This is a genomic window from Piscinibacter gummiphilus, from assembly GCF_002116905.1.
Classification (GTDB): Bacteria; Pseudomonadota; Gammaproteobacteria; order Burkholderiales; family Burkholderiaceae_C; genus Rhizobacter; species Rhizobacter gummiphilus.
Genome location: NZ_CP015118.1, coordinates 5452124 through 5474879, shown reverse-complemented (window position 1 = coordinate 5474879; position 22756 = coordinate 5452124). Strand labels below are relative to the sequence as shown.

Below are 22756 nucleotides of genomic sequence, written 5' to 3'. Positions count from 1 at the left end.
CGACCGCGTCAGCGGAACGGCCGGCTCACGAACCGCGAGCCGGCCAGGCCGAATCGCCACGGCTGCTCCGCCGCCTTCGAGATGCCGATGCGCACGCCGCAGGCCACTTCGCACGGTGTGTCGGCTGCGCGCAGTTCGAACGGCGGGTGGTCAAGCGGCAGCGCGCCGTGGTCGCCCGTGATGCCGAGCGCCTGCGCCACGCGGCCCGGGCCGGCGCACAGCTGCCGGTCGCCGACGTCCCCGCGCCGCTGCCGCATGACCGCGAGGCCTGCGGTGGGTTCGATCGCCCGGATCAGCACCCCGGCGCCATGCCCGGCCTCGCGGCAGACCAGGTTCAGGCACCAGTGGATGCCGTAGGAGCGGTAGACGTACGTGTGCGCGGGTGGCCCGAACATCGCGCCGTTCCGCGTCGACGGACCCCGGTGGCTGTGCGAGGCCGGGTCGTCCTCGTCGTAGGCCTCGGTCTCGACGATGCGGCCGCCCACGCCGTCGACGAACAATCCCACGCCGATGAGCGCGCGGGCGACTTCGATCGATGGGGCGTTGAAATCGACGCCCGAGAGCACCGCGGGCGGAGGCCACGCCGGGTCACGCATTCAGGGCTCGAGCGGGCCGGCCTCCGAGTCGAGCGCGGTCGGTCCGTAGTGGTGATGGCCACGCGGCAGGCGGTGGATGATGCAGTACGCCCTGAACGAATCGAGGCAGGGCGGAACTTCGAACGTGTGGCACCAGCGTTCAAAGCGGTCGGGGTCGATCCGCATCGGCTGCGATGGATGGCCACCGCGGTGCGCGGCCTCGGTGTCGTGCGAGACGCGCGCTTCCCAATCCTGCAGGTCCTTCGGGAAGCGTGTGTCGGCCGCGCAAAGCTGCGCGAGGCGGGCGAACGAACCGGCGGGCAGCTCGACATCGGCGAAGTCGTGCAAGGGGCGCCTCCGGTCACCAGTGGCTCGCGAGGTACCCGTCGCAGATTGCTGCGCCCTCGCGCGAGAGGCGAAGATGTCCCTCGTGCCATTCGATCCAGCCCTGTGCATGCAGGCGCATCGCCATGTCGCCGCGGACCAGGTCGTGGCGGCGCCGGGCGAAGGCCGCGGCGGCGAAGGCCAAGTCCTTGCGCAGGGACCGCTCGGCTGGCTTTTTCGCCTCCGTGAAATCCCAGGTCGACATCGTGTGCTCCGGCTGCTTGACGAGATCACGATAAGCCGCGGCACTGGCACGGTGCATCAGGGCGCGGCTTTGCTGCGTGTAGGAAAACAGGCCAGGCGAACGGGCCCGGGGCTGTACGGAGCCGTGCGCTCGGGGCCCGCTCGGGGCGCGGGACGGAACCCACGCCGTTCCACCTCGAAGGGTGCCTCGCGGCGCAGGTGGCGCTGCGGGCGGCGGCGCACAGCTGGCCCGGCGCCTGAAGGCGCGGGGGCCTCAGGCGTTCGGTGACTTCCGGGTCGACTTCTCGAACCGGTTCAACGAGGGATCGCGCTGGGTCGGGATCACGGTGGTGGATGAACGGGGGCAGCTGCGCGACTAGGGGCGAGAGGACCGCTCACGCCCGGACCCGGAACGGCATCGTGCGGCGCGCCACGCAATAGTCTGCGCTTGTGCAAGAGGACTCCGTCCGTCGGGTGCAGTCCGAAAGGGCCGCATGGGAACGCGGTCGACTTACCGCGCCGGGAACCACTCTCCGTGGAACCCGACCGGGATGCGGTGCGGGATGCGCACCGAGGCCACCGGCGGCCCTTCGAAGCGGGTGGCGTCGAGCACCACGAGGTCGGTCGCGTCGACCGCGGCGTCGATGACGAAGCCCACGAGCCAGCCGTCGTCTTCCGCCGCCGCTTCGTGGCGCGGCACGAAGACGAACTCGCCTGGCGCGAGGCCCGCACCGAAGTCGTGGCGCTGGCGTTCGCCGGTGTGCAGGTCGTGCCGGAACAGGTGGCTCGCGCCGACGATGTCGGGGGTGAAGGCCTCCGGCAGGCCCAGCGTGTAGACGAAGCGGTGCGGCAGCCCGCTGCGGCGCCCGTCGATGCGGGGGAACTCCTGCGGGGCGGCGTCCACGAGGCGGCGGGTCACCGAGCCCGCGGCAGGGTCGATGATCCACCGCTCGAGGCCGCGCGGGTTGGAGGCCGGACCGTGGGTGCTGCCGTCGAACACCCGGTCGTAGACGACCGCGTCGAGCACGACCTGGCCGTCGGCCGTGTCGTAGGCGTTGGCCGTGTGGAACACGAAACACGGGTCGACCGGGACCCACGTGATGTCGGCCACGCCGCCGTCCTTCGGCAGCAGGCCCACGCGGGCCGGGTGCTCGGGGTTCCAGCGGTACGGGAAGTACTGGCCGGACAGCATCGACTTCATCGAGAACGTGACCGGCAGGTCGAGGATCACGACGTAGCGCTCCGTGACGGCGCAGTCGTGCACCATCGGGCCGTGGGCGACGGGGATGCGCAGCTCGCGGCGCACGCGGCCCTCGGGGCTCACGACCACGTGGCGCACGCTGTCGGGCTCGTCGCCGCGGTAGGCGATGGCGTGCAGGTCACCCGTCACCGGATCGCGGTGAGGGTGCGCCGAGAAGGGGCCCTGCAGCGTGCCGCCGAAGTCGTCGTAGGCCTGCTGCTCGAGGTCGTCGCCGAGGCGCACCGGTGCGCTGCCGGCCTCGACCAGCGCCCACGCCGAACCGCCGACGGCCACGAGCGCGGTGTTGACGTTGTCGAAGCGGCCGCGGTGCGGGCCCGGCGCCATCGGCACGTCCAGGGCCTCGGACACCTTGCGCGAACGCACGAAGCGGTTGCGGTACCAGCGGGCCTGCCCGCCCTGAAGGCGCACGCCGTGCACCATGCCGTCGCCCACGAACCAGTGGTGGCCGCGCGTGTCGCGGTGGACCGGGTTGGGGCCGATGCGCAGGTAGCGGCCGTCCAGCTCGGGCGGCAGCACGCCGGTCACGTGCAGGTTCTCGACCGTGTACTCGCCGGCGGCCGGCTCGTGCAGGCCCGTGAAGTACGGGTAGGGCCCGTCGGGCACCGGCAGCCAGCGCCGGTTGAACGACGCGATGCCCCCCAGCACGCGCGAGACCGCGCCCCGGATCACCTTCTCGACCACGCTTGCCATCGTCGTGCTCCCTGCCGTTCTGTGGCGACGCGACACGATAGCAGCGGCGGGCCGTGGAGCCTCGGCGTTTTCCCGGGGGTGCTGGTGTGGTGACTCAGTCGTACGATGTCCGACTTCGTACCTCAGGAGTTCCGAATGTCGATGGTGAATGCAGTGCAAGCGATCCGCCGTGGTCTGGTGGTGGCGGGTCTGGGTGTCGTGATGGCCGGTTGCGCCACGTCCGGCGGGGCGCCCGCGGGCGACGGCAAGGCGGAAGTCACCGCGGCGGCCGAGCGCCTGCGCCTCGCGATGATCGACCCGAACGCCTCGACCCTCGACGGCCTCGTGGCCGAACAGCTGAGCTACGGCCACTCCGGCGGCCGCGTCGACACGAAGCAGAGCTTCATCGGCGACCTGATGAACGGGAAGTCCGACTTCGTGACCCTCGACCTGACCGAGCAGACCGTCGCGATGAGCGGCGACGACGTGGCGCTGATCCGCCACGCGCTCGCGGCCCAGACCAACGACTCCGGCAAGCCGGGCACCGTGAGCCTCAAGGTGCTGCAGGTGTGGCAGCGCCAGGGTGGCCAGTGGAAGCTGGTGGCCCGCCAGGCGGTGCGCACGCCGACCTGATCACGCGGCTCGGTGCGACCTTCGCACCGATGTCCTTGCCTCGGGTGTTGAATTCATCGCCCGGGGCAAACACCCGCGCTATAAGGAGGGCCATAAAGGAACATTCTCGCGCGGCACCGATCCGACGCGGTCGAAGCGTGAAGATCAGAAAAGCAAGCAAGTCGCGGTTGGCGCATCGTCGGCGCAGCCGCGGCGGGTTGGGGAGGGAAGAAACAACTCCATCCGAGAGAGGCCGCTCCATGCCCACCCCCAACACTTCCAAGCTGCGTGAAGTCCCCGCTCCGCAAACCTCCGCCTCCCCGGTCGTCCGGGCCATCGACGTCGGCTTCGGCCTCGTCAAGCTGAGCGTCCGCGACGGGGACGGCGACGGCACCACCATCATCAACTTCCCCTCCATCGCGCTGCCGGCCGACGCCAGCGCGGTGCGAACGCTCGGCACCCGCCGCCGAGACACGTTCGACGTGCCGGTCAACGGCGCGCTGTACGAGGTGGGCCGCGACGTGGGCCTCGCGCAGGCGGGCGGCAGCTTCGGGCGTGACGTGACCGACGAGTTCTACCGCGGCGCCATCTACGAGGCACTCACCAAGGGCGCGCTGCGCTACATGGCCGAGGCCGGCGACAGCCGCATCGACCTGCTGGTGCTGGGCCTCCCCGTGAACCAGTACAACGACGCCAAGCGCCGCGACTACCTCCGCGATCACTACCAGGGTGACATTGACGTGGGCGACGGCAAGACGGTGTCGGTGGCCAAGGTCGTGGTCCAGGCCCAGCCGATGGGTGGCTACGCCGCCATCGACGAACACTTCGACGAACTGAACGCCGTGATCACGAAGACCGGCGGCGCGCTCGACCCGCTGCCGAGCGGCGACGCGCTCGACGACCTCGCGGTGCTGATGGTCGACCCGGGTGAACACACCCTCGACTGGCTGCTGATCCAGCAGGGTTCCATCAACCCGAAGGCGAGCGGTGCGGCGTCCGATGCCGGTCGCCACCGCGTGGTGCGGGCCGTGCAGGAGTCGCTCGGCGCCGAACTGGGCCGGCCGCTCGGCCCGGCCGTGATGCCCAAGGTCAACGACGCGCTGCGCCTGCGCACGAAGGTGAAGCTGTCCGGCGTGGCCCACGACCTCGACCGCTACGAGCCGGTGATCATGAGCGTCGTCGAGGACTCGGTGAACCGCATGATCGACGGCCTCCGCGACGCCCACGAAATCATCGACCTCGTGGTGCTGGTGGGCGGCCACCCGGAGCGCTACCGCGACGTGCTCACGAAGCGCTTCCCCGCCATCCCCGTGTTCGTGATGCCCGATTCGATGGCGGCCAACGTGCGCGGCTTCCAGATGATCGGCGAGGCGCTGGCGGAAGGCTGAGGTTTCGGTCACACCGGCCCATGGCCACCGTCCGCCTCGAGTTCGACCTCGACAGCGACCTCTACCCCGAGCTGCACGCGGCACTGCTGCGGCTCGGTGACGCGGGCCTGCGCGGCGAACGCATCCGCCAGCTCGCCGCGGCGGGGCTCGTGTGGGAGAACGTGCGCATCCACGGGGTGGCCGCCATCGGGCCCAACCCCGCGGCGGCGCCGGTGCCGGTCCGTGCGGCCCCTCCCGTGCCCGCCCCCGCGCCGCTGCCCGTGCTGGCGGCCGAGGTCGAGCTGCCGGTCGAACGCAAGCCACCGCGCCCGAAGAAGACCCCCGCGCGCCGCAGGGACGACGTGCGCGGCGCCGACTTCGTCGACCTCGCCATCAGTGCCGAGCCGGCGCCTCCCTTCGTCGAACGCCGCGCGGCCCCGCGCAACCTGCCGGTGCTGATGGACGTGGTGGCCGACGAGGAGGTCGAGGACAGCCGGACGATGGCCCTGACGGCGGCTGCCGAGCCGGTGCCCGTGCCACTCCCCCCGCCACCGCTGCCTCCGCCGCCCGTGGCGTTGCCGGATCCCGTGCCCCACCCGGTCACCGCGGCCGTGGAGCCCCTCGCCGACGAGGCGGTCATCCTGCCCGTCGACCCCCACCACCTGGCCTCGCTCGCGGAGACGCCGCAGCGGCGCTCGCGCCTGATGCGCATGAAGGAGAGGGGTCTCTTCAAGAACGGCTGAGCCGGGTCACTCCGCCACCATCACGACGGGCGCCATCGGCCCCGGGCGTCCGGGTGTCACCTGGTGGCGCGACACGTGCGGCCGGTGTCCCTTCGCCTGGATGGTCAGCTCGTACTCGCCGGCCGGCAGGTCGAAGAAGCAGAAGCCCGCGGGGAACGCGGCGTCGGTGCCCGACACGGTGCAGTCGGCCGGGTCGGTGGCCGCGTCCTCCCGGGGCACCACGTGCCGGGACACCCCGGCTCCCGCGAGCGTCACCGACGTGATGCGCACCGTGCGGCTCGGCGGACGGAACCCACCCGCCGCCATGCCGAAGGCCCCGTCGTCGGCGCCGATGTAGCCCGCGAGTTCGCCGCGGGGCACGAGGCGGAAGGACAGTGCCGCGGTGCGGTCGTTCCGGACCCGCAGGCGCTGCACTGCCGGCTCGGCCTTGAACGCCGGGACCACGAGGCTCGTGTCGTAGACGCCGGCCGGAATGGGCCCGATGGGGCGGCCGCTGTCCGCGGCGGACATCGGGATCACGAGCGTGTCCGCCGTCCCGCCACCGGGGCGCCGGAGGACGAGCCACGGCAGTCCTGGGGGCGGGCCTCCGGGGTTGTCGAATGCGAAGGTGGTCTCGACACGGCCGGCAGGGCGTGGGGCGCCGGCCGCGGTGTCGGCCGCGGTGTCGGCATTTGCCAGCAGCGTGTTCACCAGCGCCCACACGCGGGGCGACGACAGGATGCTCACGTGGTCCTCGTCGAACCCGTACACGAGCTTCGCCTCGGCCTGCGCCGGGCCGCGCAGCTGGCTCGCGAGCGTGACCACGCCGTCGTTGTTCGGGCGGGTCAGCCCGGCGCTGCCGCGGTAGCCGAAGAGCAGGTAGTGGTCGACACCGGCGGGCAGCGGCGTGTCGAACAGGGACACCAGGAACGGGCCGCCGGGTTCCATGTCGCGCCACGAGGGCACCACGGCCGGCGCGTGTTTCACGCCGGTCTCGGCCGAGGTCTCGCCCGCCCACGGCGTCGACAGCGAGATGAACGACGACGTCAGCGGCGCGAGTTGCTGGCCGTGCCGTCCCCAGAATCTGCGCACCACGAGCCCGCCCATGCTGTGCGCGACGAAGTGCACCTTCTCGAAGCGGTACTTCACCTGCAGGCCGAAGACCTTCCAGTACAGCAGGTAGGCCATCGAATCGACCGAGGCGCCGGACGGGTACTGGAAGAACCAGGCCTGGTAGCGCGTGCGGTCGAGGTGGTCGAAGAAGCCGCGGAAGTCCTGCGCCGAGCCCGTCGCGCCGTGCGCGAAGATCACCGGGATGCGCTTCGGGTCGTACGGTTCGAGCTGGTACAGGTTGCCGCCCGTCTCGCGGAAGAACGCCATGGGTTCCCAGTAGCCGCGGCGGCCGTTCTCCGCGGAGAACGCGGGGGCGTCGAGGTCGGCCAGGGCGCCGGCCTGGGTGCTGTGGTGGCCGGTGAACGCGGGCCACGCGGCGGCGGCCCGGCCCGCTGTCGTGGATTCACCCGAGCCGTCGCCCACGGCGAGGTCGGGCATCACCACCACGCCGGCATCGGCCACCGCGACCGGTTCGCCCGCCGATGCGCCCGACGGCTCGCCCGGATCGGGCGCGCCGTTGCGGTTGCGGTCGCAGAACGCGAAGAGCCCGTAGCGCCCGGGCGGCACCACCAGTTCGAAGCCGCCGGGCTCGTGCAGCAGTGTGCGGTGGGCGAGGGCGGGGCCGTCGGGCCGGGCCTGCCAGGCGGCGACGATCAGCGGCGCACCCGTGCAGCCGGGGGCCTCGATGCGGCCCGCCAGCACGGCCGAGGCATAGAACGCCTTCGACTCGCGGTCGAGCCGGACGAGGGCACACCCGGAGAGGGCCAGCGCGAGGGTCGTGGCCGTGAGTCGCACCAGCAGTCGGGACATGTCGGCGGGCGGGGAGGTGACGGGGCGGACGCACTATACGTCCCGTCCGTGCACCTCGTTTTCCCTCGCACCCCCCAAGCGGGGGCGAGCACACAGGGGATGGACGTTGTGCGTCCGCTGGGCTCTGATGGAGGCCTCTGCCACGACCTCGTCCGCATGCCCAAGACGACCGCTCCCGGAGGCCGACCGCCACTCGCCGGCGGCGCGGACCTCCTTCGCCTCGACAAGCAGCTGTGTTTCGCCCTGTACGCGTCGTCGCTCGCGATGACCAAGGTCTACAAGCCGCTGCTGGACGACCTGGGCCTCACGTACCCGCAGTTCCTCGTGATGATGGCGCTGTGGGAACACGACCACCGCAGCGTGGGTGAGCTGGGCGACCAGCTGTTCCTCGATTCGGGCACGCTGACGCCGCTGCTCAAGCGCATGGAGTCGAGCGGCCTCGTGGTGCGGGCCCGTGCGAAGGACGACGAGCGGCGCGTGGTGGTCACGCTCACGCCGGCCGGGGCCGCGCTGCGCGAGAAGGCCGAGCGCGTGCCGGTCGAGATCGCCCGCGCGGTGCAGGCGTCTGCCGACGAGGTCATCGACCTGCGCGAACGCCTGCACGGCCTGCGCGAGCGCCTCGCGGGCGCGCAGCACCGTTCGCCGCGCTGACGGAGGTCACACCGCCGGATGGCGGTCGGTCACCGCGTCCACCTCGTCGCCCACCTCGGCGACGGTGCGGCGCAGTTCCTCCTCGCTGACACCCAGGGTCTGGGTCCAGTAGGCCACGTCCTCGTCCTGGCGGACATCGATGTGGTCAGCGTGGGGATGGGGGTTCTGAAGGTGGGGCATGGGGCACTCCTGAAGTTCGAAACGCACTGATGCGGACCTTAAGGCCGCAGAAAGGCCCTGCTTGTAGGACGATGCCGGATCCCCGCCGGTGGCAAGACCGCGATTTGGCCCGGCCGCCGCGTTCGGCGTACAGTCGCCGTTCCATCCACGGAGAACCGTCCATGCGCACCGTCTCGCTGCGAAGCGGCGCCCGCGTCCCGGCGCTCGGGCTCGGCACCTGGGGCCTCGGCGAGGACCCCGGCCGCCGCCCGGCCGACGTCCGCGCCGTCCGCTCGGCCCTCGACCTGGGCTACCGCCTCATCGACACCGCCGAGATGTACGGCGAAGGCGGCGCCGAGGAGGTGGTGGGGCAGGCGCTCGCCGAGGCCATCCGCACCGGCGTCCTCGCGCGCGAGGACGTGTTCGTCGTCACCAAGGTGTACCCGCACAACGCGAGCCGCCGCGGCACCGTCGAGGCGTGCGAACGCAGCCTGCGGCGCCTGGGCCTCGACCACGTCGACCTGTACCTGCTGCACTGGCCGGGCCAGCACCCGCTCGCCCACACCGTCGCCGCGATGCGCGAGCTGGTGGGCGCGGGGCGGGTGTCCCACTGGGGCGTCAGCAACTTCGACGTCGACGACCTGCGCGAACTCGAGGAGGTGGGCGGGGACGGCCCGGCGTGTGCCACGAACCAGGTCTACTTCTCGATGACCGAACGCGGCCCCGAGTTCAGCCTGCTGCCGTGGCTGCGCGACCGCCGGATGCCGCTGATGGCCTACAGCCCCATCGACCAGGGCGCGCTCGCACAGGACGACGCGGTGGCTGCCGTGGCCGAGCGCCATGGCGTGTCGGCCGCGCAGGTGGCGCTGGCCTGGGTGCTGTCGCGCGAGGGCGCGTTCGCGATCCCGAAGGCCGCGAAGGAGGCACACCAGCGCGAGAACCTCGCGGCGGCCTCGCTGGTGCTGACCGAGGACGACCTCGCCGACCTCGACGAAGCCCACCCGGCGCCGCGGCGCAAGCAGCCGCTCGCGATGCTTTAAGTCGGCGTCGGGTCCCCGGGGTCGCCCAGCGCACCCTGGACCCCGTCGTCGGGCGCGACGTCGGGCGTGGCCCGCGCGAGCGCCATCCACACCGGGAACGGCAGCGTGCACGCCACGTGGCGCGCCGGCCGCGCGAGTTCGAGCCGGCCCGTGTCCACGTCGCCGTGCAGCAGCCACACGCCGAAGGCTTCGGGGATCTCCTGCGGTTCGGCGATGCCGGCCGGGAACACGTAGTGCACCTCCGAGCACAGCCACTGGTACGACTGGCGCTTGGCCGCGTGGCGCAGGTCCGACAGCAGGTCGGCCCGGCTCACCTTGATCTCATGGACCAAGGGGTGCAGGTACGCCTCGACCGTGGTGTGGCGCACCGAGAACACGTCGGGCCGCGCGATGCGCCACGTGGCACGCGCCGCCTCGGCCGGCTCGTCACCGAACAGCGGGGCCATCGGTCCCGGCACCGGCGCCGACGGCGCGTCGGCCACCGCCCGCAGCGACAGCTCGCGCCACACGATGCGCCCCGACGCCATCAGCATCGCCGACACCCGCCCCGCGAGCCGGTCGTGCGGCGATTCGGCGCGGCGCCCCTGCCGCCGCTGCTCGGCGAGCCACGCGATGCCGGCGTCGGTGAGGCGCAGGGTCTCGCGCTGGTCGGGCCCGGCCTCGCGCGTGACGAGGCCCGCGGCCAGCAGGTCGAGCTCGAGGGCATCGTGGCTGGGCCAGCCGGCCGAGCGCCACAGCTGCTGCAGGCGGGCGCGGTGGAGGCGGGTCAGGGGTGGCGGAACGGTGGACATCGCTCCTCATTGTCCGCCGCCGCGGCCGGCGTGGTGTCACGCCTTGGCGAACCGCTCCTTCGCCAGCCTCGTGCCTTCCGCCAGCGCCTTCAGCTTGCGCCACGCCACGTCGCGCCCCATCGGCGCCAGGCCGCAGTTCGTGCAAGGGAACAGCCGCTCCTTCGGCACGAACTCGAGCGCCCGGCCGATGGTGTCGGCCACTTCCTCGGGGGTCTCGACCACGTCGCTGGCCACGTCGATGACACCGACCAGCACGTCCTTGCCGGCCAGCAGCTTCATCAGGTCGGGCGGCACATGGGAGTGGATGCATTCCAGGCTCACCTGGTCGATGCGGCTGCGGGCCAGCGCGGGGAACACCGTCTCGTACTGGCGCCATTCGTCGCCGAGGGTGCTCTTCCAGTCGGTGTTGGCCTTGATGCCGTAGCCGTAGCAGATGTGCACGGCCGTCGTGCAGGTCAGGCCCTGCGCCGCGCGTTCGAGCGCCTTCACGCCCCAGTCGGCGGCGTCCTTCATGTAGACGTTGAAGGCGGGCTCGTCGAACTGGATGATGTCCACGCCATCGGCCTGCAGCGCGAGCGCTTCCTGGTTGAGCAGTTCGGCGAACGCGAAGGCCATCTTGACCTTGTCGCCGTAGAAACGGTCCGCGACCGTGTCGACGATGGTCATCGGGCCGGGCAGCGTGAACTTCAGCTTCTTCTTCGTGTGCGCGCGCGCCAGCTGCGCCTCGAAGGCATGCACGCGGCCCTTCAGGCGCAGGGCCGACACCACCTGCGGCACCATCGCGTCGTAGCGGTTGTCGCGGATGCCCATCTTCACCTTGTGCTCGAAGTCGATGCCCTCGATCTGCTCGAGGAAGCCGTGCACGAAATGCTGGCGCGACTGTTCGCCGTCGCTCACGATGTCCAGGCCCGCGTCTTCCTGGGCCTTGATCCACAGCAGGGTGGCGTCGGCCTTGGCTTGGCGAAGCGCGTCGCCTTCGGCCTGCCACTGGGGCCAGAGCTTGTTGGTTTCAGCCAGCCACGCGGGCTTCGGCAGGCTGCCGGCGATGGAGGATTCGAACATCGGGGATTCCTTTCAGGCAAAGAGGGGGTGGGGTCAGAGCGCGAACTCGGCAGCCCATTGGTCGAGGACGTTCTTGTACGGCTTGATGAAGTGCTCCTCCGCGAACTTCCCCTGCTTGACGGCCAGCTGGCTGCGTTCCTCTCGGTCGTAGACGATCCGGGTCGACGAGTAGTCCTGGTTCTTCAGGCTCGGCCGATACAGTGTGCCCGCAGTCGAGTTGGCGTTGTAGATCTCCGGGCGATAGATCTTCTGGAAGGTCTCCATCGTGCTGATGGTGCCGATCAGTTCGAGGTTCGTGTAGTCGCCCAGCAGGTCGCCGTGGAAGTAGAAGGCCAGCGGCGCGACGCTCTTCGGGGGCATGAAGAAGCGCACCTGCATTCCCATCTTGGCGAAGTACTGGTCGGTCGAGGACAGCTCGTTCTGCTGGTACTCGATGCCCAGCACGGGGTGCTGGTTGCCGGTCCGCTGGTAGGTCTTGCTGGTCGACGCGCTGATGCAGATCACGGGCGGCTTGCTGAAGCGCTCCTGGTACGTGCGCGAGTGGGCGAATTGCTGGAACAGCTTGCCGTGCAGGTCGCCGAAGTCGTCCGGAACGCTGAACTCCGCGCGATCGGCGTTGTGGCCCGGCAGCAAGACGCTGAAGTCGTAGTCGCGCACGTACGACGAGAAGTTGTTCCCCGCGATGCCCTCGATGCGCTTGTTCGTTTTCTTGTCGAGGATGTGGGTCTGCAGGATCTCGATCAGCGGAAACGCGCCCGGGCCGCTCCCGGCATCGAGGCTCACCTCGACGGAGATGATCTCCAGTTCGACCGTGTAGCGATCCCCCGTCGGATTGTCCCAATGCGCGAGGTCGTTGAAGCGGTTGTCGATCATCCCCAGCGTGTTGCGCAGGTTCTGCTGCCGGCTCGCGCCCCGCGCCAGGTTGGCGAAGTTGGTGGTGATGCGCGTGCCGTCCGATGGGTGGTAGTTCTCATCGAAACGGAGGCTCTTGAGCTTGAAGGTGAGTTCTGTGTTCATGTCGATCCAGTGAGCTGATGTCGGAGGGAAGGGCCCGGTTTCAGGCCACGACCACTTCCTGGGCCAGGTCCAGCAGCGGCAGTGCCCGTCGCACCGCCAGCCGGGCCCGTTCGATCAGGGCCTCGTCCTGCAGGCGGTAGTCCGTGAAGTCCTTGTCGGTGGCGTAGACGCCCAATGGCAGAACACGCGCCTGGAAGAAGCTGAACAGCGGCCGCAGCTGGTGGTCGATCACCAGGGCATGGCGCTCGCTGCCGCCGGTGGCCGCCAGCAACACGGGCTTGTCGACCAGGGCGTCCTGGTGGACGAAGTCGAAGAAGTGCTTGAACAGTCCGGTGTAGGCGCCCCGGAATACCGGGGTCGCCACCACCAGGACGTCGGCTTGCTCGACCGCCGCCAGTTCCCGCTCGACCGCGTCGGGCAGGTGGGTGCGCCACACCGCACCGGCCAGCTGCGGGGCGAGTTGACCCAGCTCGACCAGGCGCTGCTCGCACGGCAGTTCGTCGGAGATCAGGTCCAGCAGGTGCGCCGCCAGGGCGGCGGACCGGGACGGGCGTTGCAGTCCGCCGGAAACGGCGACCAGACGGAGTGGGCGTGTCATGGAGCGAATGCTATGGATGGGGATCGATGAAGTAAAATGGTTTGATCTCATCGATCCATGAACCAGGTTCATCAGAGCGCCGGCACGGCGCCGATGAACGTCACCGGGACGCCGCTGCGCTCACCGGCTGCGGCGCCAGCCGGTCGGCCGCATCCACCCACGGCCCGCCCAGGGCCTTGATCAACGCCACCCGCTGCAGCAGCACGTCGGCCTGCGCCTGCGAGTACTGCAGCTGCGCGGAGAACAGGCTGCGTTCGGCGTCCAGCACCTCGAGGTAGCTCGTGTAGCCGCCTTCGTACTTGCGGCGCGACAGGCCCGCGTACCGCGCGAGCGAGTCCACCTGCACCTGGATCGCGTCGCGGGTCTCGACCGACTTGCGCACGCCGATCAGCGCGTCGTCGGTGTCCTGGAACGCTGCCAGCACCGCGCGCCGGTAGGCGGCCACGGCTTCGCGCTGCGCGGCTTCGGCGGACTCGACCTGGCCCGCGATGGTGCCGCCGCTGAAGATCGGCACGGTCACGGCGCCCGCGAAGCTCCACACGCGCGACGGGCCGTCCCACAGCGACGAGAACGTGGGGCTCGCACCGCCGAACGCACCGGTCAGCGAGATGCGCGGGAAGTACAGCGCCTTCGCGGCGCCGATGCGCGCGTTGGCCGAGACCAGCTGGCGTTCGGCCTGCTGCAGGTCGGGCCGGCGTTCGAGCAGGTCCGACGGCAGGCCCGGCGGAACCGCCGGTGCGGCGAGTGTGTCGATGGGTGCGCCGCGCTCGACGGGGCCGGGCGGCCGCCCGAGCAGCAGTGACAGCGCGTTCTCCTGCACGATGATCGAGCGTTCGAGCTGCGGCACGGTCGCCTGCGCGGCGGCGTACTCCGAGCGTGCCTGGTTCAGTTCCACCTCCGAGACCACGCCGCCTTCGTAGCGCCGTGTGAAGAGCTTCAGCGCATCCTCGCGCGTGGCCACCGTGCGCCGGGAGATCAGCAGGCGGTTGTCGAGGTCGCGCAGGTTCAGGTAGCTCGCGACGGTGGCGCTGACCACCGACAGCAGCACGCCGCGCCGTGCCGCCTCGGCCGCGAGGTAGTCCGCCTGCGCGGATTCGTTCAGCCGGCGCAGGCGGCCGAACAGGTCGATCTCCCAGCTCGCGAACACGTCGGCCTGGTAGACGGTCGACGGGTTGCGCGCCGAACCGGCCTGCAGGTCGGTGATGCGCTGCCGCGTGCCGGCCGCCTCGGCGCCCACCTGCGGGGCCATCTGGCCGCGCGACGTGATGGCGGCGCCGTGGAGCTGGTCCACGCGCGCGGCGGCGGCCACCACGTCGAGGTTGGCGGCCAGCGCCTCGTTCACCAGCGTGGCGAGCACCGGGTCGTTCCATTGCGCCCACCAGGCGCCGTCGGCCAGCGTGGGATCGGCGGGGCCCGCGGCGCCGGCGCTGCGGAACGACGCGGGTGCCGCGGTCTCGGGCCGCTGGTAGTCCGGCCCGAGCGTGCAGCCGGCGAGTGCCGTGGCGAGCAGGCAGGGGACGAGGTCAAGGCGTCTCATGGGAGCCTCCGGCCGCGGGCTTCTTCCGCGAGGCGCGTTCGGACAGCGTCTCGAACGCCCAGAAGAACATCGGGATGAAGAAGATCGCGATCACCGTGGCACCCAGCATGCCCCCGATCACGCCGGTGCCGAGCGACTGCCGGCTCGCCGACGACGCGCCGCTCGCGATGGCGAGCGGGATGCAGCCGAGGATGAACGCGAGCGAGGTCATCACGATGGGGCGCAGCCGCAGGCGGGCCGCGCCGATGGCGGCGTCGAGCGGCGACTTGCCTTCCTTCTCGCGCAGCTCCACCGCGAACTCGAAGATCAGGATCGCGTTTTTCGCCGCGAGTGCGATCAGCACCGTGAGCCCGATCTGGAAGTAGATGTCGTTCTGGATGCCGCGCAGCCAGATCGCCGCGATGGCGCCGAACAGCGCGAACGGCACGGCCAGCAGCACCCCGATCGGCAGCGTCCACTTCTCATACTGCGCGGCGAGGATCAGGAACACCATCACGAGCGCGAACGCGAACACCATGCCCGCGGTGGAGCCCGCCTTCTTCTCCTCGTACGACTGGCCGGACCAGGCGTACGTGAACCCCGCGGGCAGCACCTCGTGGGCGAGTTCCTCCATCGCGGCGAGCGCCTGGCCCGAGCTGTACCCCGCGCCCGCGTCGCCGGTGACCTTCGCGGCGGGAAAGTTGTTGAAGCGCGTGACGATGTCGGCGCCCAACGCGGGCACGGTGGTGGCCACGGCCTTCAGCGGCACCATGTGCCCGTTGCGGCTGCGCACGTACATGTTCTGCAGGTCGTTGGGGCGGACGCGGAAGTCCGGCTCGGCCTGCAGGATCACCTGGAACAGGCGGCTGTTCTTGGGGAACTGGCTCACGTACAGGGACCCGAACAGCGTCTGCAGCGTGGAGTAGACCTCCTGCACCGGCACGCCCAGGCTCTCGGCCTTGTCGCGGTCCACGTCCACCAGCAGCTGGCGCGAGCGGGTGTTGATCGTCGAATTGACGCCGCGCAGCTCGGGCCGTTGCCTCGCCTTGGCGATCAGCTCGCGTGTCACGGCCTCCAGCTGCTGCAGCGACGCGCCGCCTTCGCTCTGCACCCAGAACTCGAAGCCACCGGTGGTGCCGAGGCCGGGGATCGATGGCGGGTTCACGGGGATCATCAGGCCCTCGGTGTAGCGGGTGAACTCGGCCCCGGCCGCCTTGATGATCGCGCCGGCCTTGTCGGCCTCGGCGTGGCGTTCGGCGAAGCCCTTGAGGGTGACGAACAGCACGCCCGCGTTCGCCTTGTACTGCGAGTCGATCAGGCTGAACCCCGGCGCCTCCACGACCCCCTTCACGCCGGGCTGCTGGCGGAACCAGCCGGCGGCGCGGCCGGTGGCGGCCTCGGTGCGGTCGAGGCTCGCCGCATCGGGCAGGATGGCCGCCGTGAAGAGGTAGCCCTGGTCCTCCACCGGCAGGAACGACGACGGCACCTTCGAGAACAGGCCCATCATCAGCACGAGCATGCCCACGATCAGCAGCACCGCGATCAGCACTCGGCGGATGGCGGCCTGCGCCACGTTGCCGAAACCCGTGGTGGCGCGGTCGAACATCGTGTTGAACCACTTGAAGAAGCCCTTCTTCTCGGTGTGGCCGGGCTTGAGCAGGATGGCCGCGAGCGCCGGCGACAGCGTCAGCGCGACCAGGCCCGACAGCACCACCGAGACCGCGATGGTGATGGCGAACTGCTTGTAGAGCTGGCCCGTGATGCCCGACAGGAAGGCGACCGGGATGAACACCGCGCAGAGCACGAGCACGATGGCGACCACCGGCCCGGAGACCTCGTCCATCGCGCGCTTGGCGGCATCCTTCGGTGCGAGGCCGAACTCGTTCATGTTGCGCTCGACGTTCTCGACGACCACGATGGCGTCGTCCACCACGATGCCGATGGCGAGCACCATGCCGAAGAGCGTCAGCATGTTGACCGAGAAGCCCATCGCGGTCATGCCGATGAACGCGCCGATGATGGACACGGGCACCGCGAGGATCGGGATCAGCGTCGCGCGCCAGCTCTGCAGGAACACGAACACCACGATGATCACGAGGATCACCGCGTCGCGGAAGGTGTGGACCACCTCGGTGATCGACTCCTGCACGAACTCGGTGGTGTCGAGCGCCACCTCGTACTCCAGGCCCTCGGGGAAGCTCTTCTTGAGCTCGGCGAGCGTGGCGCGCACGTCCTTGGCCACCTGCAGCGCGTTGGCGCCGGGCTGCTGGTAGATCGCGATCAGCGTCGCGGTCTTGCCGTTGTACTTGCCGCGGATGGAATAGTCCTTCGCGCCGAGTTCGGAGCGGCCCACGTCCTTCACGCGCACGATGGCGCCGGTGCCCGGCTCGGCGCGCAGGATGATGTTGTCGAACTGCGCGGGTTCGGTCATGCGCCCGGTGGTCGTCACCGGGAAGGTCTGCTGCACCGGCGCGGCCGTGGGCGGCGCGCCCAGCCGGCCGGCGGCGTACTGCTGGTTCTGCGCGGCCACCGCCTGCTGGATGTCGGTGGCGGTGATGCCGAGGCTCGCCATGCGGTCGGGCTTGAGCCACAGGCGCATCGCGTAGTCGGGCGAGCCCATGATCGAACTCTGGTTCGCGCCCGGGATGCGCTTGATCGCGTCGAGCACGTTGATGTTCGCGTAGTTCGCGATGAAGTTCGCGTCGTAGCGGTTGTCGGGCGCGAAGATGGTGATGATGAGCATGAACGCCGCCGACTTCTTCGCCACGCTCACGCCCTGCGCGCTCACCGCCGACGGCAGCGTGGGCAATGCGAGGTTCACGCGGTTCTGCACGTCCACCTGCGCGAGCGACGGGTCGGTGCCGATCTCGAAGAAGACCGACAGCGTGACGTTGCCCGTGGAGCTCGCCGTGGAGCTCATGTACATCATGTTGTCCGCGCCGTTGACCTGCTGTTCGATCGGGGCGGCCACGTTCTGCGAGACGACCTCGGCGCTGGCGCCGGGGTAGGTGGCGCTCACCGAGATCTGGGGTGGCGTGATGTCGGGGAATTGCGCGATCGGCAGGTTGAACATCGCCACCGCGCCGGCCAGCACCAGGATGATCGACAGCACCGACGCGAAGATCGGCCGGTCGATGAAGAAGTGGGCGAATTTCATCGGGCGGCGGCCTCGGCGATGTCGACGCGGCGCGCCTGGTCGTGGTCGGCGCCGCCCACGATGTCGGCGGGCGGGCGCAGCGCGATGCGGTCGGCCTGCACGCCAGCCGCGGCGAGTGCGTCGCGCACGGCCACCGCGCGGTTCTTCGCGAGCGTGGTGTTGGCCGCGTGGCTGCCGTCCGAGTCCACGTAACCGCTGACCGTCACGTGCAGCGAAGGCGACGCCTTCATCGTGGCGGCCAGTTGTTCGAGGGTGGCCTTCGCGCGGGTGTCGAGCACCGCGCTGCCCTTCGCGAACAGCACCCGGCCGAGGCCGCCCGCGGGTGCCGCGACGTGGGCGCCCGTGCCCCCGGCCGCGCCTGCCGCGGACGCCTGCATCTCGGCCGCCGTCGGGATCACGACCGCCGGTGCGGCCGTGGCCTTGACCGGCACGCCGGGCGCGAGGCGCATCACGCCGTCCACCACCACGCGGTCACCGTCCTTCAACCCGCTGCCGACGAGCCAGTTGTCCCCGAGCCATTCGCCGGCCTCGACCTCGCGCTGGGCGGCCTTGTTGTCCTTGTCGACGAGCCACACGAAGTACCCGCGCGGCCCCTGCTGCACAGCCCGCTGCGGCAACACGATGGAGTTCGGCCGCGTGAAGCCGTACACGCTCACCCGCACGAACTGGCCGGGGTGCAGGTCGCCTTTCGGGTTGGGCAGTTCCGCGCGGAGCAGGAAGGTGCCGGTGTCCTGGCTGAAGGCGGCGTCGGCGAAGGTGATGCGGCCGGGGAACGGGTAGATCGAGCCGTCGGCCATGCGGAGCGTGACCGTGTAGTGCGCGCGGTCCGATCCCTTGAGCTGGCCCTTGGCCGTCTCGGCGCGCACCCGCAGCACCTCGTTCTCCGAGAGGCTGAAGTTCACCCGCATCGGGTCGAGCTTCGCGACGTAGGTCAGCAGGCTGTTCGACGCGTTGACGTACGCGCCTTCCTGCACCTTGGCGAACGACGACAGGCCCGAGACGGGTGAGGTGATGGTGGCGTAGCCCGCGTTCAGCTTCGCGTCGGTGACCTTCGCCTTCGCGGCCTCGACCGCGGCGGCCGCGGCCTGCTCCTGCCCGGTGGCGTCGTCGAGGTCGCGGGCGGACAGCGCATGGTCGGCCACGAGCGGCTTCACCCGGGTCAGGTTGGCCCGGGCCGTGGTGAGGCGAGCCTGCTGCTGGGCGAGTTCGGCGTTCGCCGCGGCGAGGTTCGCGTCGAACGGCTTGCGGTCGATCAGGAACATCACCTGGCCGGCCTTCACGGCCGAGCCTTCGGTGTAGACCCGTTTCTCGAGGAATCCGTCGATCCGCGCGCGGATCTCCACCTGCTGCGAGCTTTCGGTCTGGCCCACGAACTCGAAGGTCACGGGCACCTCGCGGGCGGACACCGTGAGCGCCGCGACCTCGGCGGGCGCGGGTGGCGCGGCGGCGGGTGGCGGTTTTGAACAGGCGGTGGCCAGGACGGCGGCCGCCATGAGGAGCATCATGCGCAGGGACATGGGAACTCGGCCTCCCCGAAGGTATCTCGGACGGAAGGTATCCCGTCGCGGCGCCGAGCACCATTGCCCCAAAGGGCAAACCCCGGAGGATCAACGAATGCTCGAACCGTTCCTGACGCTGTCCCACCCGTGGGCCTATCCGCTGCTGGAGGTGGTGCACCTCGCCGGCATCGCGATGCTGTTCGGCAGTCTCGTGGTGCTGGACCTGCGGCTGTGGGGGCTGGCGGCCGCGCTCGACGCCGGCCGGCTCGCGCGGCTCACCCTCGGGGTCACCTGGGCGGGCTTCGCGCTGGTGCTGCCCAGCGGCCTCGCGATGTTCGGCACGCAGCCGGACGAACTGCTCCACAACCGCGCCTTCCAGGTCAAGCTCGGGCTGATCGTGCTCGCCGGCCTGAACGCCGCGGCCTTCCACGCGCGGGGCGGCACCGGCCGCCACGATGCGCTGGCCCGCTGGCTGGGCGCGTTGTCGTTGGGGACTTGGCTCGGTGTCATCATCTGCGGTCGCTGGATCGCCTATGCCTGAAGGAGACTTCGTCATGCAACGCCGCCACCTGATGATCGCCGCCGCGGGAAGCTGGATCGCCCCCGCCTTCGCCCACCACGGGTGGAGCAGCTTCGACACCGACCACCCGATCTACCTCGAAGGCCAGGCCGCCAGCGTGCGCTGGCGCAACCCGCACGTGGAGCTGGAACTCGACGTGAAGCCCGACCTGAAGCTGCCCGCCGACCTCGCCAAGCTGCCGCTGCCCGCGCAGAGCGCGCAGGTGGACGGCCCCGCGGTGCTGAAGAAGACGGTGCTGCCCACGCGGCGCGACAAGCGCTGGACGCTGGAGCTGGCGCCGCTCACGCGCATGGAGGCGTGGCGCGTGAAGGAGATCAAGCCCGGTGCCACCCTGGCGGTGATCGGGTACACGTCGGCCGGCGAGAAGGGCGACGCGGTGCTGCGGGTGGAATACCTCTTCGTCGACCAGCAGGCCTACGGCCTGCGGTCGTCGCCCGCCTGAGGGGGATCAGGCGCGCTCGAAGATCGCGGCGATGCCCTGGCCGCCACCGATGCACATCGTGACGAGGGCGTAGCGGCCCTGCACGCGCTGCAGCTCGTGCAGGGCCTTCGTGGCGATGATGGCGCCCGTGGCGCCCACCGGGTGGCCCAGCGAGATGCCCGAGCCGTTGACGTTGACCTTGGCCGGGTCGAAGTCGAGCGCGCGCGACACGGCGCAGGCCTGCGCGGCGAAGGCCTCGTTCGACTCGATCACGTCGAGGTCGCTCACCTTGAGGCCGGCCTTCTCCAGCACGCGCTGCGTGGCGGGCACGGGGCCGATGCCCATCAGCGCCGGGTCCACGCCGGCATGGGCGTAGGCCACCAGGCGGGCCATCGGCTTCAGGCCCAGCGTGCGGGCGCGGCCGGCGCTGGCGAGCACCAGCGCGGCGGCGCCGTCGTTGATGCCCGACGCGTTGCCGGCGGTCACGGTGCCGTCCTTCTTGAACACGGTGCGCATCGCCGACAGGGCCTGCAACGAGGCGTCGCGGCGCGGGTGTTCGTCGGTGTCGAACACCACGGTGCCCTTGCGGCCGGCGATCTCCACCGGGACGATCTGGTCCTTGAAGCGGCCGGCGTCGATGGCGGCGACGGCGCGGCGCTGGCTCTCGAGCGCCAGCTCGTCCTGCATCTCGCGGGAGATGCCGTGTTCGGCGGCCACGTTCTCGGCCGTGATGCCCATGTGGAACTTGCCGAACGGGTCGTGCAGGATGGCCGTCATGTAGTCGACCATCGCGATGTCGCCCATGCGCGCGCCCCAGCGCGCGGCGGGCACCATGTACGGGCCGCGGCTCATCGATTCGGCGCCACCGCCCACGGCGAAGTCGGCGTCACCGAGCGCGATGGCCTGCGCGGCCGACACGATGGCCTGCAGCCCCGAGCCGCACAGGCGGTTCACGTTGAACGCGGGCACGTCCTTCGACAGGCCGCCCTCCATCGAGGCCACGCGGCTGAGGTACGCGTCGCGCGGTTCGGTGGGGATCACGTTGCCGAACACGACGTGGCCGAAGGCCTCCGGGTCGACGCCCGAGCGCTTCACCGCTTCGCGCAGCACGGTGGCGCCGAGCTGGGTGGGCGGCACTTCCTTGAGCGCGCCGCCGAAGCTGCCGATGGCGGTGCGGGTGGCGCTGAGGATCCAGATGTCCTTGCTCATGGAAAGCTCCGAAGGGGTTGGCGAAAAGGGAGATTGTGCCGCTTCGGGGTGGAAAACGGACTCGTCGGAACGGACGGTGAGTCGCCGGGATGACAGCTCGTCGCATGTCCCCTCCCGGCGGTCGGGGCGGGTCAGCTGAACGCCGCGATCCCGGTCTGCGCACGCCCCAGGATCAGCGCATGCACGTCGTGCGTCCCCTCGTAGGTGTTCACCACCTCCAGGTTCACCAGGTGCCTCGCCACGCCGAACTCGTCGCTGATGCCGTTGCCGCCCATCATGTCGCGGGCCAGGCGGGCGATGTCGAGCGCCTTGCCGCACGAGTTGCGCTTCATGATCGACGTGATCTCGACGGCGGCGGTGCCCTCGTCCTTCATGCGGCCGAGGCGCAGGCAGCCCTGCAGGCCCAGCGTGATCTCGGTCTGCATGTCGGCGAGCTTCTTCTGGATCAGCTGGTTGGCCGCGAGCGGGCGGCCGAACTGCTTGCGGTCGAGCGTGTACTGGCGGGCGCGGAACCAGCAGTCTTCCGCGGCGCCCAGCGCGCCCCACGCGATGCCGTAGCGCGCGCTGTTGAGGCACGTGAACGGGCCCTTCAGGCCGCGCACCTCGGGGAAGGCGTTTTCTTCCGGGCAGAACACGTTGTCGAGCACGATCTCGCCGGTGATGGACGCACGCAGGCCCACCTTGCCGTGGATGGCCGGGGCCGACAGGCCCTTCCAGCCCTTCTCGAGCACGAAGCCGCGGATGGCGCCTTCATCGTCCTTCGCCCACACGACGAACACGTCGGCGATGGGGCTGTTGCTGATCCACATCTTCGCGCCGGTGAGGCTGTAGCCGCCGTCGACCTTCTTCGCGCGGGTGACCATGCTGCCCGGGTCGGAGCCGTGGTCGGGTTCGGTGAGGCCGAAGCAGCCGATCCACTGGCCCGAGGCCAGCTTCGGCAGGTACTTCTGCTTCGTGGCCTCGTTGCCGAATTCGTTGATGGGCACCATCACGAGCGACGACTGCACGCTCATCATCGAGCGGTAGCCCGAGTCCACCCGTTCCACTTCGCGGGCGATCAGGCCGTAGGCCACGTAGTTCAGGCCGGCGCCGCCGTACTGCTCGGGGATGGTGGGGCCCAGCAGGCCCAGTTCGCCCATCTCGCGGAAGATCGCGGGATCGGTCTTTTCATGGCGGAAGGCCTCGAGCACGCGGGGGGCGAGCTTGCCCTGGCAGTAGGCGTTCGCGGCGTCGCGGATCTGGCGTTCGTCGTCGGTGAGTTGCTGGTCCAGCAGCAGGGGGTCGTCCCAGTGGAAGGCGGCCTTGGCCTTGCCGGTCACATTCTTTGAACTCATGTTGGATTCCGATCAGTAGGGAGCTG

The 22756-nt window shown here is 70.4% G+C and carries 22 protein-coding genes; 7 read left to right on the top strand and 15 right to left on the bottom strand.

What is annotated here, in order from left to right; all coding sequences use genetic code 11:
* Positions 1-8 precede the first annotated feature (8 nt).
* The 4 genes from A4W93_RS25045 to A4W93_RS25030 all read right to left on the bottom strand — a co-directional run bounded on the left by A4W93_RS25045 (position 9) and on the right by A4W93_RS25030 (position 3093).
* Positions 9-596, bottom strand: coding sequence for a DNA-3-methyladenine glycosylase (locus tag A4W93_RS25045; protein ID WP_085753203.1), 588 nt, complete (start codon positions 594-596; stop codon positions 9-11).
* Positions 597-923 (bottom strand): hypothetical protein, encoded by a 327-nt coding sequence (locus A4W93_RS25040; RefSeq protein WP_085753202.1) that lies wholly within the window; start codon positions 921-923, stop codon positions 597-599.
* 13 nt (positions 924-936) lie between these two features.
* Positions 937-1164 carry a hypothetical protein gene (locus A4W93_RS25035; protein ID WP_085753201.1) on the bottom strand — a complete coding sequence of 76 codons (228 nt, stop codon included), beginning with the start codon at positions 1162-1164 and terminating at the stop codon, positions 937-939.
* A 489-nt stretch (positions 1165-1653) separates the two neighbouring features.
* On the bottom strand, positions 1654-3093 hold the full coding sequence (locus tag A4W93_RS25030) for an 8'-apo-carotenoid 13,14-cleaving dioxygenase (RefSeq protein ID WP_085753200.1): 1440 nt from the start codon (positions 3091-3093) through the stop codon (positions 1654-1656).
* A 141-nt stretch (positions 3094-3234) separates the two neighbouring features.
* Here A4W93_RS25030 and A4W93_RS25025 point away from each other — a divergent pair, with 141 nt between their 5' ends.
* The 3 genes from A4W93_RS25025 to A4W93_RS29920 all read left to right on the top strand — a co-directional run bounded on the left by A4W93_RS25025 (position 3235) and on the right by A4W93_RS29920 (position 5794).
* Positions 3235-3705, top strand: a complete 471-nt coding sequence (locus A4W93_RS25025) for a nuclear transport factor 2 family protein (RefSeq protein WP_407081719.1) — start codon at positions 3235-3237, stop codon at positions 3703-3705.
* Positions 3706-3944: 239 nt separating this feature from the next.
* Positions 3945-5072, top strand: coding sequence for a ParM/StbA family protein (locus A4W93_RS25020; RefSeq protein ID WP_085753199.1), 1128 nt, complete (start codon positions 3945-3947; stop codon positions 5070-5072).
* 20 nt (positions 5073-5092) lie between these two features.
* A complete protein-coding gene (locus A4W93_RS29920) occupies positions 5093-5794 on the top strand; it encodes a hypothetical protein (RefSeq protein ID WP_099959985.1) in 702 nt (233 codons plus the stop codon).
* A gap of 6 nt (positions 5795-5800) precedes the next feature.
* Here the strand turns inward: A4W93_RS29920 and A4W93_RS25005 are convergent, their stop codons facing one another.
* The gene (locus A4W93_RS25005) at positions 5801-7696 is read right to left on the bottom strand and encodes an esterase/lipase family protein (protein WP_085753196.1); all 1896 of its coding nucleotides are present in this window, start codon (positions 7694-7696) and stop codon (positions 5801-5803) included.
* Between the two features lie 156 nt (positions 7697-7852).
* On the opposite strand from A4W93_RS25005, the gene A4W93_RS25000 reads away from it, so the two are divergent.
* Complete coding sequence (locus tag A4W93_RS25000; RefSeq protein WP_085753195.1) at positions 7853-8347, top strand: MarR family winged helix-turn-helix transcriptional regulator; 495 nt, start codon at positions 7853-7855, stop codon at positions 8345-8347.
* A 6-nt stretch (positions 8348-8353) separates the two neighbouring features.
* On the opposite strand, the gene A4W93_RS24995 is transcribed toward A4W93_RS25000, so the two are convergent.
* Positions 8354-8527, bottom strand: coding sequence for a DUF3606 domain-containing protein (locus tag A4W93_RS24995; RefSeq protein WP_085753194.1), 174 nt, complete (start codon positions 8525-8527; stop codon positions 8354-8356).
* Positions 8528-8688: 161 nt separating this feature from the next.
* On the opposite strand from A4W93_RS24995, the gene A4W93_RS24990 reads away from it, so the two are divergent.
* Complete coding sequence (locus A4W93_RS24990) at positions 8689-9546, top strand: aldo/keto reductase (RefSeq protein ID WP_085753193.1); 858 nt, start codon at positions 8689-8691, stop codon at positions 9544-9546.
* Here A4W93_RS24990 and A4W93_RS24985 read toward each other — a convergent pair.
* From A4W93_RS24985 to A4W93_RS24955, 7 genes are all read right to left on the bottom strand, one after another.
* Entirely contained in the window at positions 9543-10337 is a 795-nt protein-coding gene (locus tag A4W93_RS24985; RefSeq protein ID WP_085753192.1) for a hypothetical protein, read from the bottom strand. The genes A4W93_RS24990 and A4W93_RS24985 overlap by 4 nt on opposite strands.
* A 36-nt stretch (positions 10338-10373) precedes the next feature.
* Positions 10374-11399 carry a methionine synthase gene (locus A4W93_RS24980; protein ID WP_085753191.1) on the bottom strand — a complete coding sequence of 342 codons (1026 nt, stop codon included), beginning with the start codon at positions 11397-11399 and terminating at the stop codon, positions 10374-10376.
* A 33-nt stretch (positions 11400-11432) separates the two neighbouring features.
* Positions 11433-12416: a DUF1852 domain-containing protein gene (locus A4W93_RS24975; protein WP_085753190.1), complete on the bottom strand. Its 984-nt coding sequence runs from the start codon at positions 12414-12416 to the stop codon at positions 11433-11435.
* Positions 12417-12456: 40 nt separating this feature from the next.
* Positions 12457-13014: an FMN reductase gene (gene msuE / locus A4W93_RS24970; RefSeq protein WP_085753189.1), complete on the bottom strand. Its 558-nt coding sequence runs from the start codon at positions 13012-13014 to the stop codon at positions 12457-12459.
* 100 nt (positions 13015-13114) lie between these two features.
* Entirely contained in the window at positions 13115-14551 is a 1437-nt protein-coding gene (locus A4W93_RS24965; protein WP_085753188.1) for an efflux transporter outer membrane subunit, read from the bottom strand.
* Positions 14538-17687 carry an efflux RND transporter permease subunit gene (locus tag A4W93_RS24960; RefSeq protein WP_085753187.1) on the bottom strand — a complete coding sequence of 1050 codons (3150 nt, stop codon included), beginning with the start codon at positions 17685-17687 and terminating at the stop codon, positions 14538-14540. The genes A4W93_RS24965 and A4W93_RS24960 overlap by 14 nt, the downstream gene beginning before the upstream one ends.
* The gene (locus A4W93_RS24955) at positions 17684-19180 is read right to left on the bottom strand and encodes an efflux RND transporter periplasmic adaptor subunit (RefSeq protein ID WP_320409206.1); all 1497 of its coding nucleotides are present in this window, start codon (positions 19178-19180) and stop codon (positions 17684-17686) included. Before A4W93_RS24955 ends, A4W93_RS24960 begins: the two co-directional genes overlap by 4 nt.
* A gap of 121 nt (positions 19181-19301) precedes the next feature.
* On the opposite strand from A4W93_RS24955, the gene A4W93_RS24950 reads away from it, so the two are divergent.
* Together A4W93_RS24950 and A4W93_RS24945 are read left to right on the top strand one after the other, a co-directional pair.
* Positions 19302-19727 (top strand): hypothetical protein, encoded by a 426-nt coding sequence (locus A4W93_RS24950; protein WP_085753185.1) that lies wholly within the window; start codon positions 19302-19304, stop codon positions 19725-19727.
* Positions 19728-19740: 13 nt separating this feature from the next.
* Positions 19741-20208 (top strand): DUF6152 family protein, encoded by a 468-nt coding sequence (locus A4W93_RS24945; protein WP_085753184.1) that lies wholly within the window; start codon positions 19741-19743, stop codon positions 20206-20208.
* Between the two features lie 6 nt (positions 20209-20214).
* Here the strand turns inward: A4W93_RS24945 and A4W93_RS24940 are convergent, their stop codons facing one another.
* Together A4W93_RS24940 and A4W93_RS24935 are read right to left on the bottom strand one after the other, a co-directional pair.
* Positions 20215-21396 (bottom strand): acetyl-CoA C-acyltransferase family protein, encoded by a 1182-nt coding sequence (locus tag A4W93_RS24940; RefSeq protein WP_085753183.1) that lies wholly within the window; start codon positions 21394-21396, stop codon positions 20215-20217.
* Between the two features lie 131 nt (positions 21397-21527).
* The gene (locus tag A4W93_RS24935) at positions 21528-22730 is read right to left on the bottom strand and encodes an acyl-CoA dehydrogenase (protein WP_085753182.1); all 1203 of its coding nucleotides are present in this window, start codon (positions 22728-22730) and stop codon (positions 21528-21530) included.
* Between the last annotated feature and the right edge of the window lie 26 nt (positions 22731-22756).

What these genes read in the sequence shown, in the direction of transcription:
- A4W93_RS25030 (WP_085753200.1), bottom strand. Translation starts at nt 3,093, where the DNA reads ATGGCAAGCGTGGTCGAGAAGGTGATCCGGGGCGCGGTCTCGCGCGTG.
- A4W93_RS25000 (WP_085753195.1), top strand. Translation starts at nt 7,853, where the DNA reads ATGCCCAAGACGACCGCTCCCGGAGGCCGACCGCCACTCGCCGGCGGC.
- A4W93_RS24995 (WP_085753194.1), bottom strand. Translation starts at nt 8,527, where the DNA reads ATGCCCCACCTTCAGAACCCCCATCCCCACGCTGACCACATCGATGTC.
- A4W93_RS25025 (WP_407081719.1), top strand. Translation starts at nt 3,235, where the DNA reads ATGGTGAATGCAGTGCAAGCGATCCGCCGTGGTCTGGTGGTGGCGGGT.
- A4W93_RS24990 (WP_085753193.1), top strand. Translation starts at nt 8,689, where the DNA reads ATGCGCACCGTCTCGCTGCGAAGCGGCGCCCGCGTCCCGGCGCTCGGG.
- A4W93_RS25045 (WP_085753203.1), bottom strand. Translation starts at nt 596, where the DNA reads ATGCGTGACCCGGCGTGGCCTCCGCCCGCGGTGCTCTCGGGCGTCGAT.
- msuE (WP_085753189.1), bottom strand. Translation starts at nt 13,014, where the DNA reads ATGACACGCCCACTCCGTCTGGTCGCCGTTTCCGGCGGACTGCAACGC.
- A4W93_RS25020 (WP_085753199.1), top strand. Translation starts at nt 3,945, where the DNA reads ATGCCCACCCCCAACACTTCCAAGCTGCGTGAAGTCCCCGCTCCGCAA.
- A4W93_RS25035 (WP_085753201.1), bottom strand. Translation starts at nt 1,164, where the DNA reads ATGTCGACCTGGGATTTCACGGAGGCGAAAAAGCCAGCCGAGCGGTCC.
- A4W93_RS24945 (WP_085753184.1), top strand. Translation starts at nt 19,741, where the DNA reads ATGCAACGCCGCCACCTGATGATCGCCGCCGCGGGAAGCTGGATCGCC.
- A4W93_RS24955 (WP_320409206.1), bottom strand. Translation starts at nt 19,180, where the DNA reads ATGGCGGCCGCCGTCCTGGCCACCGCCTGTTCAAAACCGCCACCCGCC.
- A4W93_RS24965 (WP_085753188.1), bottom strand. Translation starts at nt 14,551, where the DNA reads ATGAGACGCCTTGACCTCGTCCCCTGCCTGCTCGCCACGGCACTCGCC.
- A4W93_RS24950 (WP_085753185.1), top strand. Translation starts at nt 19,302, where the DNA reads ATGCTCGAACCGTTCCTGACGCTGTCCCACCCGTGGGCCTATCCGCTG.
- A4W93_RS25005 (WP_085753196.1), bottom strand. Translation starts at nt 7,696, where the DNA reads ATGTCCCGACTGCTGGTGCGACTCACGGCCACGACCCTCGCGCTGGCC.
- A4W93_RS29920 (WP_099959985.1), top strand. Translation starts at nt 5,093, where the DNA reads ATGGCCACCGTCCGCCTCGAGTTCGACCTCGACAGCGACCTCTACCCC.
- A4W93_RS24980 (WP_085753191.1), bottom strand. Translation starts at nt 11,399, where the DNA reads ATGTTCGAATCCTCCATCGCCGGCAGCCTGCCGAAGCCCGCGTGGCTG.
- A4W93_RS24940 (WP_085753183.1), bottom strand. Translation starts at nt 21,396, where the DNA reads ATGAGCAAGGACATCTGGATCCTCAGCGCCACCCGCACCGCCATCGGC.
- A4W93_RS24935 (WP_085753182.1), bottom strand. Translation starts at nt 22,730, where the DNA reads ATGAGTTCAAAGAATGTGACCGGCAAGGCCAAGGCCGCCTTCCACTGG.
- A4W93_RS24985 (WP_085753192.1), bottom strand. Translation starts at nt 10,337, where the DNA reads ATGTCCACCGTTCCGCCACCCCTGACCCGCCTCCACCGCGCCCGCCTG.
- A4W93_RS24960 (WP_085753187.1), bottom strand. Translation starts at nt 17,687, where the DNA reads ATGAAATTCGCCCACTTCTTCATCGACCGGCCGATCTTCGCGTCGGTG.
- A4W93_RS24975 (WP_085753190.1), bottom strand. Translation starts at nt 12,416, where the DNA reads ATGAACACAGAACTCACCTTCAAGCTCAAGAGCCTCCGTTTCGATGAG.